Below are 14,531 nucleotides of genomic sequence, written 5' to 3' on the forward strand. Positions count from 1 at the left end.
TTTTATTTTCCTGCTACTGCTGCATCAAAAATCGCTATTTCTTCTGGTGTTAAATCGTTTAATGTCCCAGCAACAGCTTCTAATACAAGAATTTTATCAATCCTTCTGGTTAAATCATGTTCTTTAATTGCTCTCATTTCTTCTGGGGAAAATCTGCTAAATAATTCTATTAACATTTGGGTCATTTCATATTGATCTAATTTCACCATGTAGAAACTACTACCACGGAATAGTTTATCTACAACATTAGAAATGCGTTCTGTTAGTTCTTGTTGATAGTCGGTTAATTGTTCTTGCATGATGTTTACTCTGTTTGTGGGTTGGAAAAATCTAATTCTTATTTATATTATATCGTTCAATAAGTTAATTTTTTAATACTCATGACCAAACAGGGACTACTAGGTGGCACTTGCGCTATCGCACCTTCCAAACCCCCAAAACAGCGATTCCTGCGGTGCGCTTCGCTATCGCTCACAATTACCCCAATTTTAGACGAACTGCTTGCAGCAGCACTTACGCTAATGCACTTCTCCTAAATTCCCCAAACCGTTTATCATGGAATAAATCAAAGCTAAAAATCACTAACTCAAAAAACGTAAAGATATATGGAAAACAAAAGTAAACAAATTTACAATTATACTGTACTTCTGGAAAAGGAACAAGATGGGGGTTATCATGCCTTTTGTCCTGTTCTCAAAGGTTGTCATTCTCAAGGAGATTCTTTTGAAGAAACAATTGAGAATATTACAGAAGCTATTGAATTATATATTGAAAGTTTAATAGCTGATAATCAACCTGTTCCTAAAGAGGATTTAATTGTTAAGCCATTAAGTATTTTATTATGAGTAATTTACCAAGTATAAAAGCTAAAGATTTTATTAGGGTGATCGAAACATTGGGTTTTTATTTTGATAGACAAAAAGGTAGTCATGCTATTTACAAGAATACTGATGGTTTAAGAGTTGTTGTTCCAATTCATTCAGGAAAAGATATTAAACCAGGTACTTTAATGGGGATGATTCAAGATATTGGTATTGATAAAGAAACATTTTTTAAATTAGTACAAAAATAAAACGATCGCTCTCCCAACTTATTCCTAAATAGTGATTCCTACGGAGCGCTTCGCTATCGCTCACAACTACCCTAATTTTAAGCGATCGCCTACTCTTCATTATTACCTATTTTTTATCCTTTATTAAGGGGTGAACACAGATAATTTTTGTCAGAATCAGGATGTCCAGGATTTGATGTAAATTTCCTAGTTTAAGAAATACTAGTTTAAGAAATAAATTTTGCACAGTGTTTTAAGTTACTCTTCCAAGATAAGATAGATTTGATTATCCATATATAATCCTATCAATTTGCTTTTCCCATTCAGTTAAATGTTCTCTTTCTATTTGTTTTCTATATTTTTGATGATAACGAGATCTAAAAAATAGTGAAATACCTACAAGAATTAAACCAACTCCAAAAGCAGCAATCAGAAGAACACAAATAGTCATCCAAAAAACAAATAATTTTTTGCCAGGTGTTTTGTAATCATTAGCGAGTTTAGCCTTTTTATAGATTCTTAATTCTTCTATATTATCAGCAGCAATTTCTCGATATATAGACGTATGTCTTTGAAGCAATTTATTTCGGTCAATCTTGATTAAGGTTCTATCGAGAAAATAAAAAAAGTCCTCTTTTGATTCTTTTACCTTCTGTTTTGCTTGAAAAAAATTCAATAAGTCAAGTATCCACTGATTATTTTCTAAAAAATTTTTCTTTAAGGCTTCTATTAATATTGAAATTTCTGAAGTAAGATGAATAATTATTGTCTTAACATTATCAATTAAAGATTTTGCTGCATTGATTATTAATCGCTGTGCAGCTTCTCTAGCTTCTTTAATATGGGTTATATATCGTGCTTTTGTTATTAAATACATACTATATATAAAACTAGCTAATGCTCTATTATTATCTGCACTAATTCCTGAATTATCTTGAACATGAACAATCTCATCTATATGCAAAGTTATATAATCTGGAATTAGACGCAAAGAATCAAAGGATTTGTTAGCTAGATTAGACAAAATTTCTAATTGTGTAGTGACTAGACTTTTTTGTACTGTGTTTAAGTTATTTGCATAGTATAGTATTTAATTCTGTCTATAGATTCGTAGGTCTGAATATTCATGTGGGTAAAGTTATAATTAGATTAACAGGAAATTTGTAAGAATTAGTAGCCTGACTTAAGAATAAAAATATCACAATATATTATCAGTGATATCACTATTAATATTTTGTTACGAAATAGCATAGTTATGTAAACAAAATTTAAAACTAGGTTAGAAAATCTTGTTTATTTGTTAAGATTTGTGAATAATGATGAAGATTTTTATATCATTTTGTTTCAGTTTGGGGATAAAAACCCCACAGAGTGCAGGTTTTCTGCTAAAAAACTCTTAATGCCGAAGAAAGTTAAAGTTTAGGAGATTATCTGAATGTTTACCCAGGTCAAGTCGAATATTAGACACATCAAGCCTGATAATGTAGATGGACGTAATCTAATTAAAGTCGTTTATGTTGTGCTTGAGTCTCAATACCAAAGTGCATTATCGCAAGCGGTACGGGAAATTAACGCTAACCATCCCAGTGTGGCCATAGAAATTAGTGGTTATTTAATCGAAGAACTGCGCGACTCAGGAAATTATGAAGATTTCAAACGTGATATAGCCAGTGCTAATATATTCATCGCTTCTCTGATATTTATTGAAGACTTAGCGCAAAAACTCGTCGCAGCAGTAGAACCCCACCGCGATAACTTTGATGTAGCGGTTGTATTCCCCTCCATGCCTGAAGTTATGCGCCTTAATAAAATGGGTAGCTTCTCCTTGGCTCAATTGGGACAATCAAAGAGCGTTATTGCCAACTTCATGAAAAAGCGCAAAGAAAAATCTGGCGCTGGTTTCCAAGATGGAATGTTAAAGCTCTTGCGTACCCTTCCTCAAGTGCTGAAATTCCTACCCATTGAAAAAGCACAAGATGCGCGTAATTTCATGCTTAGTTTTCAGTATTGGTTAGGTGGTTCAGCAGAAAACCTGGAAAACTTCCTGTTGATGCTGGCTGACAAATATGTTTTAAAAGGTGAAAACAAACAAAAATTAGCTACTGCTGATTATGAACCTCCCGTAGTTTATCCTGATATGGGTATTTGGCATCCCTTAGCGCCAAATATGTTTGAAGATGTGCGAGAATATCTGAACTGGTATGCTGTCCGCAGAGATATTTCTCGCAACCTGAAAGACCCCCTCGCTCCTTGTGTGGGTTTGGTTTTACAACGTACTCACCTTGTGACTGGTGATGATGCCCATTATGTGGCAATTGTCCAGGAATTAGAATCTTTAGGTGCAAAAGTCCTTCCTGTATTCGCTGGTGGTTTGGACTTCTCTAAACCTGTAGATGCTTATTTCTATGAACCTACAACTAGATTACCTTTAGTAGATGCTGTTATATCCTTAACTGGTTTTGCTTTAGTGGGTGGACCTGCTAGACAAGACCATCCTAAAGCCATTGAAGCACTAAAAAAGTTAAACCGTCCCTACATGGTTGCCTTGCCTTTGGTGTTCCAAACCACTGAAGAATGGTTAGATAGCGATTTGGGGTTACATCCCATTCAAGTGGCTTTACAGATTGCTATACCCGAACTAGATGGAGCAATTGAACCTATTATCCTATCCGGTAAAGATGGGGCAACAGGACGAGCGATCGCCCTCCAAGATCGAGTAGAAATCGTTGCTCAACGTGCCTTAAAATGGGCAAGTCTGCGCCGCAAACCCAAATTAATCAAAAAAGTCGCCATCACCGTTTTCAGTTTCCCCCCCGATAAAGGAAATGTAGGAACTGCGGCTTATTTAGATGTATTTGGTTCTATTCATGAAGTTCTCAAAGGACTGAGAAACAACGGTTACGATGTGCGCGACATCCCCGAAACCGCGAAAGAGTTGATGGAACAAGTCATCCACGATGCACAAGCGCAGTACGCCAGTCCAGAACTCAACATTGCTTACAAAATGTCAGTCCCCGAATATGAAGCACTGACACCATACTCCCAACGCTTAGAAGAAAACTGGGGACCACCACCAGGAAACTTAAACAGCGATGGACAGAATCTCCTCGTATATGGTAAACATTTCGGTAACGTCTTCATTGGTGTACAACCAACATTCGGTTATGAAGGCGACCCCATGCGCTTATTATTCTCTCGTTCAGCTAGTCCCCATCATGGTTTCGCTGCATACTACACCTATTTAGAAAGAATTTGGGGTGCTGATGCTGTTTTACATTTTGGTACACACGGCTCATTAGAGTTTATGCCTGGTAAACAAATGGGGATGTCTGGAGATTGTTACCCAGATCAACTAATTGGCACAATTCCCAACCTGTATTATTACGCAGCGAATAACCCCAGTGAAGCCACAATTGCTAAACGTCGCAGTTACGCTGAAACAATTTCTTACTTAACTCCACCTGCGGAAAATGCTGGTTTATACAAAGGTTTGAAAGAACTCAGTGAGTTAATAGGTTCTTACCAAACTTTGAAAGATAGCGGCCGGGGAGTTTCCATTGTGAATGCGATCGTTGACAAATGCCGCATTGTGAACTTGGATAAAGATATTGATCTGCCGGAAACCGATGCCAAAGATATGTCCTCTGAAGAAAGGGATAATATCGTTGGTATTGTTTATCGTAAGTTGATGGAAATTGAATCTCGCTTATTACCTTGCGGTTTGCATATCATCGGTAAACCACCCTCTGCGGAAGAAGCGATCGCCACTTTAGTGAATATTGCCAGTTTAGATCGGCAAGAAGACGGTATACTGGGATTACCCTCCATCATTGCTAACAGCTTAGGTCGCAACATTGAAGAAATCTACCGCAACAGCGACAAAGGAATTTTAGCCGATGTGCAATTATTACAAAACATTACAATGGCTACCCGTGCGGCTGTGGCAGCTTTAGTACAAGAACAAATTGACGCAGAAGGTCGAGTTTCCTTAGTATCCAAGTTAAACTTCTTTAACATGGGTAAAAAAGAACCTTGGGTAGAATCTCTATATCAGTCAGGTTTTAACAACGTGGATACATCTGCCTTAAAACCCTTGTTTGAGTATTTAGAATTTTGCTTAAAACAAGTATGTGCAGATAACGAACTTGGCGGTTTATTGCAAGGTTTAGAAGGTGAATATATTTTACCAGGACCCGGTGGCGACCCCATCCGTAATCCTGACGTATTGCCCACAGGTAAAAATATACACGCTTTAGATCCCCAATCTATTCCTACCACTGCGGCGGTGCAGTCTGCGAAAATCGTCGTTGATCGGCTGTTAGAACGCAATAGGTTGGAAAATGGTGGAAACTGGCCAGAAACCATCGCCTGTGTCCTCTGGGGTACAGATAACATCAAAACCTATGGCGAATCCCTCGCCCAAATTATGTGGATGGTGGGAGTGCGTCCTGTTCCCGATTCTTTAGGACGGGTGAACAAGTTAGAATTGATACCTTTGGAAGAATTAGGTCGTCCTAGAATTGACGTTGTAATTAACTGTTCTGGTGTATTCCGCGACTTGTTCATTAACCAGATGAATTTACTGGATCAAGGTGTAAAAATGGCTGCTGAAGCTAATGAACCCTTAGAAATGAACTTTGTGCGGAAACACGCATTACAGCAAGCGGAGGAAATGGGAATTAATCTCCGTCAAGCTGCGACCCGTGTATTTTCTAATGCTTCTGGTTCTTATTCTTCTAATATTAACTTGGCGGTGGAAAATAGCACTTGGGATAGTGAAGCAGAGTTGCAAGAAATGTATTTGAAACGCAAATCTTTCTCTTTCAATTCTGATAACCCAGGGGTAATGGATGAGTCACGGCAGATTTTTGAAACAACTTTGAAAACTGCTGATGCAACTTTCCAAAACCTTGATTCTTCGGAAATCAGTTTAACAGATGTGTCTCATTATTTTGACTCTGACCCAACAAAATTAGTGGCAAGTCTGCGTACAGATGGGAAAAAACCGGCTTCTTACATTGCAGATACAACTACCGCGAATGCACAGGTAAGAAGTTTATCGGAAACTGTGCGTTTGGATGCGCGGACGAAGTTGTTAAACCCCAAATGGTATGAGGGGATGTTGTCTCACGGTTATGAAGGTGTGCGGGAACTTTCTAAGCGGTTGGTTAATACCACTGGTTGGAGTGCGACTGCGGGCGCTGTGGATAACTGGGTTTATGAGGAAACCAATGAGACGTTTATTAAAGACGAGGAAATGCAGAAACGTCTGATGAATTTGAATCCTCATTCTTTCCGCAAGATTGTTTCTACTTTGTTGGAAGTCAATGGTCGCGGTTATTGGGAGACGAGCGAGGAGAATTTAGACAGGTTACGGGAGTTGTATCAGGAGGTTGAGAATCGGATTGAAGGTATAGAATAGGTTTAGATGGGCAGGTTTTATACCTGCCTTAATCCGTTCTAATGGTTGAAAGTATAAAATTTTATTACTGCACTCAGCAAAGAGTAATAATTTATTTTATTATTTAAGGATGAGTTATATAACTCATCTTTATTTTTTCTAATCAAAATCTAAAAATATTCATAATGAATCGTCAAAATTTACTAGAATCAATAACCACCACTATTAGCGATTATCGCTTAGGTGAAATTCCTCCTATGACAACTGATCACGTTGATAGATGGGTATCTCAGTTTGATAATGATGAACAATTAATTATTCTGGCGGAAATGAATTATCTGCTGAGTAAATATTATATATCTAAATCTAAAGCTGAATCTTTTATAACTGAGATTTTAACATCTGAGATAATTTTTGGGAAAAATCCTTCGGAAGTGATTCCCTCATTCCAGTTCCTAGATATTCAGCGAAAAGGAAGTAGTCAAAAAGATTTACTGAGATTAGCTAATGAAATTACGATGCGTCAATATGGAATTACTATTAATAAACCATATTCACAACCTCTAGGTTATATATATTTAGATGATTGTCTATTTTCTGGAATTACAGTTTACTATGATATTGAAAGATGGTTAGATCAAGCTATTCCTAATACAACTATTTATTTAATTTTTTTAGGCCGTCATATTTCTGGTGTAAGCTATTATATTGATCGGAAATTAATACCACTAGCCCAACGAAGATCGGTATCTGTTAATACTGGATCTTTTTTAAAATTTGATAATAATATATCCAGTAATCAGGAAATATATGAATGCTTATGGTCAAAAGAAATTTTTGATGATGAATTAGTAAATAATTTTGTTAAGATAGTTAATGAAAACTCAGCCAAAAAATCTGTTAATCCAAGAATATTTCGTCCTGATAGATTACCTAACACAGAGACATTATTCTCTACTCCTGAAGTTAGGAATATTGTAGAATCGGCTTTTTTAAGAAAAGGAGCTTACATAACGTCTTTACCTAAAAATCGTCAACCTTCTATGCGGCCTATGGGTTATGAATATTTAGAATCTCTTGGTTTTGGTTCAGTATTTATTACCTACAGAAATATTGCTAATAACTGTCCTTTGGTTCTATGGTGGGGTGATACAAGTTATCCTTCTAGTCATCCGTTTAGTAAATGGTATCCTTTATTTCCTCGAAAAGTAAATCAATCAACAAATTAATTGATACACTATGAACTGATTTTGAGAGGTAAAATCATGAAATCTTCCCAAATAAGAATATATAACAGAAATGAATGTATAACCTTTCGTAAAACCAAAGAAGCATTTGGTGGATTATCAAATATGGCTGGAGGTTATAATTTAAAAATAAATAGTGTCAAAATACTCACATCAGAAGCATTATATCAGGCTTGCCGCTTTCCTCATCTTCCTGATGTGCAAAAATTAATTATTGCTCAAAATAGTCCCATGACAGCTAAGATGAAAAGTAAACCTTATCGAGATCAATCTCGACCAGATTGGGATCAGGTAAGAGTTAATATTATGCGCTGGTGTTTACGAGTGAAGCTAGTACAAAATTGGGAAAAATTTGGACAATTACTATTACAAACAGGAGATAAACCTATAGTAGAAGATTCTAGTAAAGATGATTTTTGGGGTGCAATACCAACTGAAGATAATCAATTAGTTGGTGCAAATGTTTTAGGTCGTATTTTAATGGAATTAAGAGAACATTTAAAACAAGGTGCTAGTTGTTTAGAAATTGTAAAAATCCCAAATATTCCTAATTTTGATCTTTTTAATCAACCTATTGAAAATATTTTAGTAAATAAAAATTTAATCAATTCATTCAAGGTGCAAGAATCTGAATTAACCACTCCAGATTTGCCATTTATGGATAATCAAAATATTGAATATCAACAAGAAGACAGCATGATTTTCCATGAACATAAAATTAATGGAGATATATTAGAAAATCAACAAGAGAAATTCAATATTGTGCAAAAAGAAAATAATGAAAATACTTTAACTGTCAACACAGAAATAAATGAAAATTTAGATCAGGAAGATAAAGAGAAAGAAGATAATATTTTTGAAGATTGGGTATTACCTAAATTAGAGAAAATCTTACAAACTCCCTTAGCTGTTGAAAATATTTTAGAGCATTTGAAAACAGTTAATAAAAAACAGTTGCAAGATTGGCTAAAAATAGCTGTAGAATCAGGTAAAGTTATAAAATTAGAAAAACCAGTGAGATATATTTGGTATTCTACTTCTAAGTATAAATATGTTTCTCAGAAACCTAGAGTCAACAAACCTAGAACCACTGCAAAAACATCATCTCAGTCTGTCATAAAAAGCAAATTAAATGTCAATGAAGAAATTACACAACTTTCTTTAATATAATGCGTAGCGAAGCGCACCGAAGGTATCGCTTTTTGGGAGTGTGGGTAATGCGATCGCTGTTGGGGATGTGGTGAGAGTGTGATCGCTGTTTTTTGGGTTTGTGGAGTGCGATAGCGCAAGCGCTGACTTGTCAGTTCGCTGTTTTGGGTTTTGGGAGGTGCGATCGCTTGTTGGGAGTGCGATCTTCGTACCTTAGTTATTGCTTTTTGATAGAGAAAGATTTAGGTTGGTTACAATAAATCCATCAATAGCACATAATATAATGAGTGAAACCGTCTACATAGAAACCAGTGTTATTGGGGCTATTTAACAGCCAGATTCACCAAAAATTTAATTATTGCAGCTAACATGGAAATTACGAGAGACTGGTGGGAAAATCGCCGTCATGATTTTAATCTTTACATTTCTCAAGCTGTTTTAGATGAAGTTGCCGCAGGAGATTTAGAAATAGCTAATAAACGTCTAGAATTGCTGGAAAACTTTGAACTTTTATCAATAAACGAAACTGTTATAAATCTTGCAGAACAATTTATTAATAAAAGTAACCTACCTTCTAAAGCTGCCACAGATGCAATACATATTGCACTAGCTACAATTCATGGTATAGACTATCTGTTAACATGGAATTGTAAACATATTGCCAACGCACAGATTCAGAAAAAATTGGCTCAAATCAGTTTAGACTTTGGGTATGAAATGCCAACTATTTGTACACCTTACGAATTAATGGAGCAATAAATTATGTGGGAAGATGAAATTGTAGAAGAAATTCATCACATTCGAGAAGCCTATGCTAAGTCCTTTAACTATGATTTGCGTGCAATATTTTTGGACTTACAAAAAAAGCAAAACTCAAGTGGACATAAGGTTGTTACTCTACAACCAAAACTAAGGTCTAACAAATTGTTGGAAGGCACAAAATCATAAATAAATGCGATAGCGAAAAGTAACCTAGTAATCGCTGTTTGGCGATGTGGAGGGGGTGCGATAGCGAAGCGCTGCTGCAAGCAGTTCGCTTTTTGGGATGTTGGGAATGCGATCGCTCTTTTGAGGTTTGGAGAAAGTGCGATCACCTATTTGATAACTATAACTATTCTTCTTCTGCTAATATCTGTGAAATATCCCGTGCAGCATAAATTAACCGGACAATTTCAATATATTCATCCCCTTGCAAATAAAAAATTAGGTATTTTTCAAATCCTTTAACCTGCCACTTTCGCAAACCCACTAAACGAGGATTTCCAATATCATAAACACTGCCACTAGTCATTGTTATGATTTGCGAATTTTTTCAATCAGTTGGGAGCGTTTTTGTTCCCACCATTCATCTGTAATTTCTATTCCTTCACCGCTATCTAATCCTTCCAAGAATAACTTTTCTATTCTTGATTGTTGGACTTTTTCTAAGTCTTGACGAATCAAATGTCTAATGTATTCGCTGGTTGTACTGTAGCCACCTTTTTCAACCTGTTCATTGATAAAATCCCCCATAGAATCGGGAAGAGAAATATTTACTGTAGTCATAATTAACAAGTGTTGATTTTTCTGACTATTTCATTATGGCAAATATTGTCAATTTTTGTCAAACAGTCTGCATAGCGATCGCTGTTAGGGGGTGTGAAGGGGTGCGATCAAAAAATTAAACTTCCTCATCTAACAATGGCAATAAGTCCTCTAAATCTCTCGCTCCATGCAAAACCCGTATAACCTCCACCGTTTCCTCTTGAACTTTATAAAAAATCAAATAGTCGTTAAAATTCTTAATCCGCCACTGACGAATTGTTCCCATATCAGGTAAAGACAACACAACCTTTCCCATATTGGGAGTTATCGCCAATTGAGCAAAAGCATACTCAACAAACTCCAAAAACTTCTCCCCTGATTCCCGATTACCATTCACCAAAATATAATTTGCTTGTTGTCTGATATCTTGAGTAGCACGGTTGCGAACAATTACCTGAAAAGCCATACTTACTAATGCCCCGTACCAAAAATTGATCGGCGCAAATCCTGCCAATATTCAGGATTTACAGGTTCTGCTTCAGAGTCCAAACCTTCTTGCAACAAACTAGCTAATTTTGCTTGAGCATCCTTACGCCGTTTATCTTGCTGCAACAACATCAAAAAATAGTCCGCTACAGTATCATAATTCCCAGATTGAAGTTGAACCTCAAGATAAGACTCCAGTTCTTTTGGTATCGGAAAACTCACATTCATAAGTGTCTAATATGAATAAAATTTTATTAGTATTTTATCATTTTTTGGTAGTGGGTAGAGTACATTAGCAAATTTTACCGTAGGTATCGCTGTTTAGGGATGTAGGGAGTGCCTTAGCGTTAGCTTACGTTCGCGTAGCGTGCCGAAGGCATAGGTATTGCTTGTAAACAACTGTAGATTATCTCTTGACATGATATCATAATATGATATCTTATGTATTAGCTTCTGTTAAAAGTAAAAAAGGATGAATCTCAATAATAAACAAAGAAAAACTTTAGAATTAATTTTTACAAATCCTGTACCAGCAAATATTATTTGGCAAGATATTGAAAGTCTATTTATAGCTTTAGGTGCTGATATTATTCAAGGAAGCAGTTCAAGAGTTAGAGTTAAATTAAATGATGTGAGAGGTTATTTTCATGAACCACATCGAGAAAAAGAAACCGATAAAGGAGCGGTAAAAGCAGTGAGAGAATTTTTGATAAAAGCAGGAGTTGAACCATAATTAGTTGATTTATAATTAGTCCATATTAAAGATTTGGGGTAATTCCAAAAATTGCCCCTACCACAATAAAATCTAGTTGAGGTTATTAGAGTTATGTTGACTTATAAAGGATATACAGCATCAATTGAAGTAGATGTAGAAGCAGGAATACTTTTTGGTCGTGTTCTTGATATTAATGATGTAATTACTTTTAAAGCGAAAACGGTAGAAGAAGCACGTCAAGAATTTCAGACTTCTATTGATGGGTATTTAGCTTTTTGTGAAGAATTAGGAGAAGAACCGGATAAACCTTTTTCTGGTAAACTACCATTTAGAACTACTCCAGAACATCATCGCAAAATTTTTATTGCGGCTAAAAAAGCTGGAAAAAGTATCAATGCTTGGATGGATGAAATTTTAATCAATGCTGCTGAAAAATCAGTTAAAGCATAAATTATTATATGGATAATATAACTAATATAACGTTGTATCTACCTCCCTCAATTCAAATAACTGATGATCAATTTTTTGAATTGTGTCAAATCAATGAATTAATCAAAATTGAACTTAATGTTGATGGTAGTCTAATATTAAAACCTTTATTGGGTGGTATAACTAGCAATATTAATGCTGGTTTAACTGCTCAATTAGCAAATTGGAACGATGACAAATTACAAGGTGTAGTTTTTGGTTCTGATGTCGGTTTTATTTTACCAAATAATGCAATACTTTCACCTAATGCAGCTTGGATAAAGTTAGAAAGATGGGATACTTTAACTGATGAGGAAAAACAAAAGTTTCCTCCTATTTGTCCTGATTTTGTGATTGAGTTACTTTCTCCTAGTGATAGTTTGAAAACTACACAGGAAAAGATGATGGAATATATTGACAATGGTGTGTATTGTTATGAAATCAGAATTACAACAATTATTAATTAATGATTTTGAGTAATTAGCTGGAGGCTCTTATTTAGGGGAGAAATGGAAAATGGCTTTAAATATTGCTGTTAATGTCCAAAAAGAGATGAATCAACTCGTAAAACGGCGTTAGTCTGTATTTGTTAGCGATCGCTTTTTGGGGTTTGGGGGGTGCGATAGCGTAAGCGCTGACTTGTCAGTTCGCTGTTTGGGGGTTTGGAGGATGCGTTAGCGAAGCGCACCGAAGGTATCGCTGTTTTGGGGGATGTGGGGGTGCGATAGCGTAAGCGCTGACTTGTCAGTTCGCTGTTTTGGGGCTTGGAGGGTGCGTTAGCGAAGCGCACCGAAGGTATCGTTTTCTGGTACTGTAATTCTAGAATAAGCAATATAATTATAGATATGTATGTCAGCTAAAGATATTTTTCATGAAGTTGTCAAAATAGCCTTACAAAAAGATGGTTGGCAAATTACAAATGATCCACTTACAATTAGTGTAGGAGGAGTTAATCTTTCTATTGATTTAGCCGCCCAAAAGTTGATAGCCGCAGAACGGGAAGGACAAAAAATTGCAGTCGAAGTTAAAAGTTTTTTAGAAAGATCGTCTGCTATTTCGGAATTTCATACAGCATTAGGACAATTTATTAATTATCGAGGTGCATTGAAAAGACTACAACCAGATCGTACTTTATATTTAGCAGTCCCGCTAACGACTTACAAAACATTTTTTCAACTTGATTTTCCCAAAGATATGATTTTAGAAAATAGTGTAAAAATGCTAATTTATGATGTAGAAAAAGGGGTAATTTTTCAATGGATAAATTAACTCAATACCGCCAAATTGTCCAAGAAACATTAAAAGAATATGGTCAAGCACAACCAGCTTACAGCAATATAGAAGTTGAGACAATTTTTGATACAGAGCGCGATCATTATCAAATAGTTCATGTTGGTTGGGAAGGTCAAGATTGGGTACATAGTTGTATTATTCATATTGATATTAAAGGTGGTAAAATTTGGCTGCAATGGAATGGTACAGAGGATGATATTGCTGCTAATTTGGTAGCTGCTGGAGTGAGTAAACAGGATATTGTGTTAGGTTTTCAGTCTCCTTTTATGAGGAAGTTTACAGAATATGCTGTGGGTTAATTATTTAAGGAGTATTAATTATGAATAATTGGCAAAATATAACTGATGAGAGATTAGCAAGAGCAATACATCCAGGTGAAGTAATTGCAGATATTTTAGATGATTTAGAAGTGAATTATCATGATTTTGCTGAAGTTTTAGGAATATCTGATCAAACAATTCAGGAAATTATCAATGGTGAAAAATCCATTACTGTAGATATTGCCATTCGTCTGGCTAAGGCCTTGGGTAATGGACCGAGATTGTGGTTAAATCTTCAGCAAAAGGTTGATGTTTGGGATGCTTTGCAAAGTCATCAGGAAGAATATAATAAGGTTATGACTTTGGTTTAGAATAAACATAAATTTCATCATTCTCTATCTACGTCTATCAATAATATTATCTGTACATAAAAAAGATGAATCTATTAAAATCGCAAAATCGAATTATTGTATTAATGTCTCGTTTTGTAGATCAAGTTAATGATTCTACTGCAATGGCTAGAACAGATATTAATAAAGTTGCTGAGACTATATTAACACATCTTTTAGCTGAAGTTTATGATTATAGGGAACTCAAGAATCTCAATTCTGAAACAAACAATTATCCGGGAATTGACTTAGGAGACGAAAAAGCAAGAGTAGCTTTTCAGATCACATCAACATCTGATAACGAAAAAATTAAAGATACTCTGGGGAAATTCGTAAAATATGAATTGTACAGGACTTACGCAACTGGCACAGCGATCGCTAATTATTAGTATATGTGTACTGCAATAATGAAGATGTTATTGAATCAGACTGATTGAGAATTGTTAATAGTAATAGATTAAATAAATGACGGGTATTAATTTTATGAGAGAATGATGATAGGGTACATTAAGAAATTAATTAACGATGAAATTTACTAAACTTAATTA

The 14,531-nt window shown here is 35.4% G+C and carries 20 protein-coding genes; 14 read left to right on the forward strand and 6 right to left on the reverse strand.

What is annotated here, in order from left to right; translation table 11 throughout:
• Positions 1–2: 2 nt before the first annotated feature.
• Positions 3–299, reverse strand: a complete 297-nt coding sequence (locus tag H6F32_RS17235) for a hypothetical protein (protein WP_190370529.1) — start codon at positions 297–299, stop codon at positions 3–5.
• A 306-nt stretch (positions 300–605) separates the two neighbouring features.
• On the opposite strand from H6F32_RS17235, the gene H6F32_RS17240 reads away from it, so the two are divergent.
• Positions 606–845: a type II toxin-antitoxin system HicB family antitoxin gene (locus H6F32_RS17240; protein WP_190370530.1), complete on the forward strand. Its 240-nt coding sequence runs from the start codon at positions 606–608 to the stop codon at positions 843–845.
• A complete protein-coding gene (locus H6F32_RS17245; RefSeq protein ID WP_190370531.1) occupies positions 842–1,072 on the forward strand; it encodes a type II toxin-antitoxin system HicA family toxin in 231 nt (76 codons plus the stop codon). Before H6F32_RS17240 ends, H6F32_RS17245 begins: the two co-directional genes overlap by 4 nt.
• A 265-nt stretch (positions 1,073–1,337) precedes the next feature.
• Here the strand turns inward: H6F32_RS17245 and H6F32_RS17250 are convergent, their stop codons facing one another.
• On the reverse strand, positions 1,338–2,075 hold the full coding sequence (locus H6F32_RS17250; protein ID WP_190370532.1) for a hypothetical protein: 738 nt from the start codon (positions 2,073–2,075) through the stop codon (positions 1,338–1,340).
• A gap of 411 nt (positions 2,076–2,486) precedes the next feature.
• Between H6F32_RS17250 and H6F32_RS17255 the strand changes: the two genes are divergently transcribed.
• The 5 genes from H6F32_RS17255 to H6F32_RS17275 all read left to right on the forward strand — a co-directional run bounded on the left by H6F32_RS17255 (position 2,487) and on the right by H6F32_RS17275 (position 9,796).
• Positions 2,487–6,473 carry a magnesium chelatase subunit H gene (locus H6F32_RS17255; protein ID WP_190370533.1) on the forward strand — a complete coding sequence of 1,329 codons (3,987 nt, stop codon included), beginning with the start codon at positions 2,487–2,489 and terminating at the stop codon, positions 6,471–6,473.
• Between the two features lie 164 nt (positions 6,474–6,637).
• Positions 6,638–7,681, forward strand: a complete 1,044-nt coding sequence (locus H6F32_RS17260; protein ID WP_190370534.1) for a hypothetical protein — start codon at positions 6,638–6,640, stop codon at positions 7,679–7,681.
• Between the two features lie 36 nt (positions 7,682–7,717).
• On the forward strand, positions 7,718–8,869 hold the full coding sequence (locus H6F32_RS17265; protein WP_190370535.1) for an NADAR family protein: 1,152 nt from the start codon (positions 7,718–7,720) through the stop codon (positions 8,867–8,869).
• Between the two features lie 348 nt (positions 8,870–9,217).
• The gene (locus tag H6F32_RS17270) at positions 9,218–9,607 is read left to right on the forward strand and encodes a type II toxin-antitoxin system VapC family toxin (protein WP_242031165.1); all 390 of its coding nucleotides are present in this window, start codon (positions 9,218–9,220) and stop codon (positions 9,605–9,607) included.
• A 3-nt stretch (positions 9,608–9,610) separates the two neighbouring features.
• A complete protein-coding gene (locus H6F32_RS17275) occupies positions 9,611–9,796 on the forward strand; it encodes a hypothetical protein (RefSeq protein WP_190370536.1) in 186 nt (61 codons plus the stop codon).
• Between the two features lie 163 nt (positions 9,797–9,959).
• Here H6F32_RS17275 and H6F32_RS17280 read toward each other — a convergent pair whose 3' ends face one another.
• The 4 genes from H6F32_RS17280 to H6F32_RS17295 all read right to left on the reverse strand — a co-directional run bounded on the left by H6F32_RS17280 (position 9,960) and on the right by H6F32_RS17295 (position 11,086).
• Positions 9,960–10,139 (reverse strand): hypothetical protein, encoded by a 180-nt coding sequence (locus tag H6F32_RS17280; protein ID WP_190370537.1) that lies wholly within the window; start codon positions 10,137–10,139, stop codon positions 9,960–9,962.
• A 2-nt stretch (positions 10,140–10,141) separates the two neighbouring features.
• The gene (locus H6F32_RS17285; RefSeq protein ID WP_190370538.1) at positions 10,142–10,393 is read right to left on the reverse strand and encodes a type II toxin-antitoxin system ParD family antitoxin; all 252 of its coding nucleotides are present in this window, start codon (positions 10,391–10,393) and stop codon (positions 10,142–10,144) included.
• 115 nt (positions 10,394–10,508) lie between these two features.
• A complete protein-coding gene (locus H6F32_RS17290; RefSeq protein ID WP_190370539.1) occupies positions 10,509–10,838 on the reverse strand; it encodes a type II toxin-antitoxin system RelE/ParE family toxin in 330 nt (109 codons plus the stop codon).
• A gap of 5 nt (positions 10,839–10,843) precedes the next feature.
• The gene (locus H6F32_RS17295) at positions 10,844–11,086 is read right to left on the reverse strand and encodes a type II toxin-antitoxin system ParD family antitoxin (protein ID WP_190370540.1); all 243 of its coding nucleotides are present in this window, start codon (positions 11,084–11,086) and stop codon (positions 10,844–10,846) included.
• 244 nt (positions 11,087–11,330) lie between these two features.
• Between H6F32_RS17295 and H6F32_RS17300 the strand changes: the two genes are divergently transcribed.
• From H6F32_RS17300 to H6F32_RS17330, 7 genes are all read left to right on the forward strand, one after another.
• Positions 11,331–11,591: a type II toxin-antitoxin system HicA family toxin gene (locus H6F32_RS17300; protein ID WP_190370541.1), complete on the forward strand. Its 261-nt coding sequence runs from the start codon at positions 11,331–11,333 to the stop codon at positions 11,589–11,591.
• A gap of 93 nt (positions 11,592–11,684) precedes the next feature.
• A complete protein-coding gene (locus H6F32_RS17305) occupies positions 11,685–12,023 on the forward strand; it encodes a type II toxin-antitoxin system HicB family antitoxin (RefSeq protein ID WP_190370542.1) in 339 nt (112 codons plus the stop codon).
• 8 nt (positions 12,024–12,031) lie between these two features.
• A complete protein-coding gene (locus H6F32_RS17310; RefSeq protein ID WP_199294618.1) occupies positions 12,032–12,508 on the forward strand; it encodes a Uma2 family endonuclease in 477 nt (158 codons plus the stop codon).
• Positions 12,509–12,890: 382 nt separating this feature from the next.
• A complete protein-coding gene (locus tag H6F32_RS17315; RefSeq protein WP_190370543.1) occupies positions 12,891–13,310 on the forward strand; it encodes a XisH family protein in 420 nt (139 codons plus the stop codon).
• A complete protein-coding gene (locus tag H6F32_RS17320; RefSeq protein WP_190370544.1) occupies positions 13,298–13,633 on the forward strand; it encodes a XisI protein in 336 nt (111 codons plus the stop codon). Before H6F32_RS17315 ends, H6F32_RS17320 begins: the two co-directional genes overlap by 13 nt.
• Positions 13,634–13,653: 20 nt before the next feature.
• On the forward strand, positions 13,654–13,965 hold the full coding sequence (locus H6F32_RS17325; RefSeq protein WP_190370545.1) for a HigA family addiction module antitoxin: 312 nt from the start codon (positions 13,654–13,656) through the stop codon (positions 13,963–13,965).
• 65 nt (positions 13,966–14,030) lie between these two features.
• Positions 14,031–14,372: an SMEK domain-containing protein gene (locus H6F32_RS17330; protein WP_190370546.1), complete on the forward strand. Its 342-nt coding sequence runs from the start codon at positions 14,031–14,033 to the stop codon at positions 14,370–14,372.
• The last annotated feature ends 159 nt before the right edge of the window (positions 14,373–14,531 follow it).

This window comes from Anabaena sp. FACHB-1237 (assembly GCF_014696225.1).
Taxonomy (GTDB): domain Bacteria; phylum Cyanobacteriota; class Cyanobacteriia; order Cyanobacteriales; family Nostocaceae; genus FACHB-1237.

Bases quoted from the DNA above. Each gene is read 5' to 3' on its own strand.
- H6F32_RS17245 (WP_190370531.1), top strand. From the start codon at position 842: ATGAGTAATTTACCAAGTATAAAAGCTAAAGATTTTATTAGGGTGATC.
- H6F32_RS17290 (WP_190370539.1), bottom strand. From the start codon at position 10,838: ATGGCTTTTCAGGTAATTGTTCGCAACCGTGCTACTCAAGATATCAGA.
- H6F32_RS17305 (WP_190370542.1), top strand. From the start codon at position 11,685: ATGTTGACTTATAAAGGATATACAGCATCAATTGAAGTAGATGTAGAA.
- H6F32_RS17320 (WP_190370544.1), top strand. From the start codon at position 13,298: ATGGATAAATTAACTCAATACCGCCAAATTGTCCAAGAAACATTAAAA.
- H6F32_RS17325 (WP_190370545.1), top strand. From the start codon at position 13,654: ATGAATAATTGGCAAAATATAACTGATGAGAGATTAGCAAGAGCAATA.
- H6F32_RS17275 (WP_190370536.1), top strand. From the start codon at position 9,611: ATGTGGGAAGATGAAATTGTAGAAGAAATTCATCACATTCGAGAAGCC.
- H6F32_RS17295 (WP_190370540.1), bottom strand. From the start codon at position 11,086: ATGAATGTGAGTTTTCCGATACCAAAAGAACTGGAGTCTTATCTTGAG.
- H6F32_RS17280 (WP_190370537.1), bottom strand. From the start codon at position 10,139: ATGACTAGTGGCAGTGTTTATGATATTGGAAATCCTCGTTTAGTGGGT.
- H6F32_RS17255 (WP_190370533.1), top strand. From the start codon at position 2,487: ATGTTTACCCAGGTCAAGTCGAATATTAGACACATCAAGCCTGATAAT.
- H6F32_RS17260 (WP_190370534.1), top strand. From the start codon at position 6,638: ATGAATCGTCAAAATTTACTAGAATCAATAACCACCACTATTAGCGAT.
- H6F32_RS17265 (WP_190370535.1), top strand. From the start codon at position 7,718: ATGAAATCTTCCCAAATAAGAATATATAACAGAAATGAATGTATAACC.
- H6F32_RS17285 (WP_190370538.1), bottom strand. From the start codon at position 10,393: ATGACTACAGTAAATATTTCTCTTCCCGATTCTATGGGGGATTTTATC.
- H6F32_RS17330 (WP_190370546.1), top strand. From the start codon at position 14,031: ATGAATCTATTAAAATCGCAAAATCGAATTATTGTATTAATGTCTCGT.
- H6F32_RS17235 (WP_190370529.1), bottom strand. From the start codon at position 299: ATGCAAGAACAATTAACCGACTATCAACAAGAACTAACAGAACGCATT.
- H6F32_RS17310 (WP_199294618.1), top strand. From the start codon at position 12,032: ATGGATAATATAACTAATATAACGTTGTATCTACCTCCCTCAATTCAA.
- H6F32_RS17315 (WP_190370543.1), top strand. From the start codon at position 12,891: ATGTCAGCTAAAGATATTTTTCATGAAGTTGTCAAAATAGCCTTACAA.
- H6F32_RS17240 (WP_190370530.1), top strand. From the start codon at position 606: ATGGAAAACAAAAGTAAACAAATTTACAATTATACTGTACTTCTGGAA.
- H6F32_RS17270 (WP_242031165.1), top strand. From the start codon at position 9,218: ATGGAAATTACGAGAGACTGGTGGGAAAATCGCCGTCATGATTTTAAT.
- H6F32_RS17300 (WP_190370541.1), top strand. From the start codon at position 11,331: ATGAATCTCAATAATAAACAAAGAAAAACTTTAGAATTAATTTTTACA.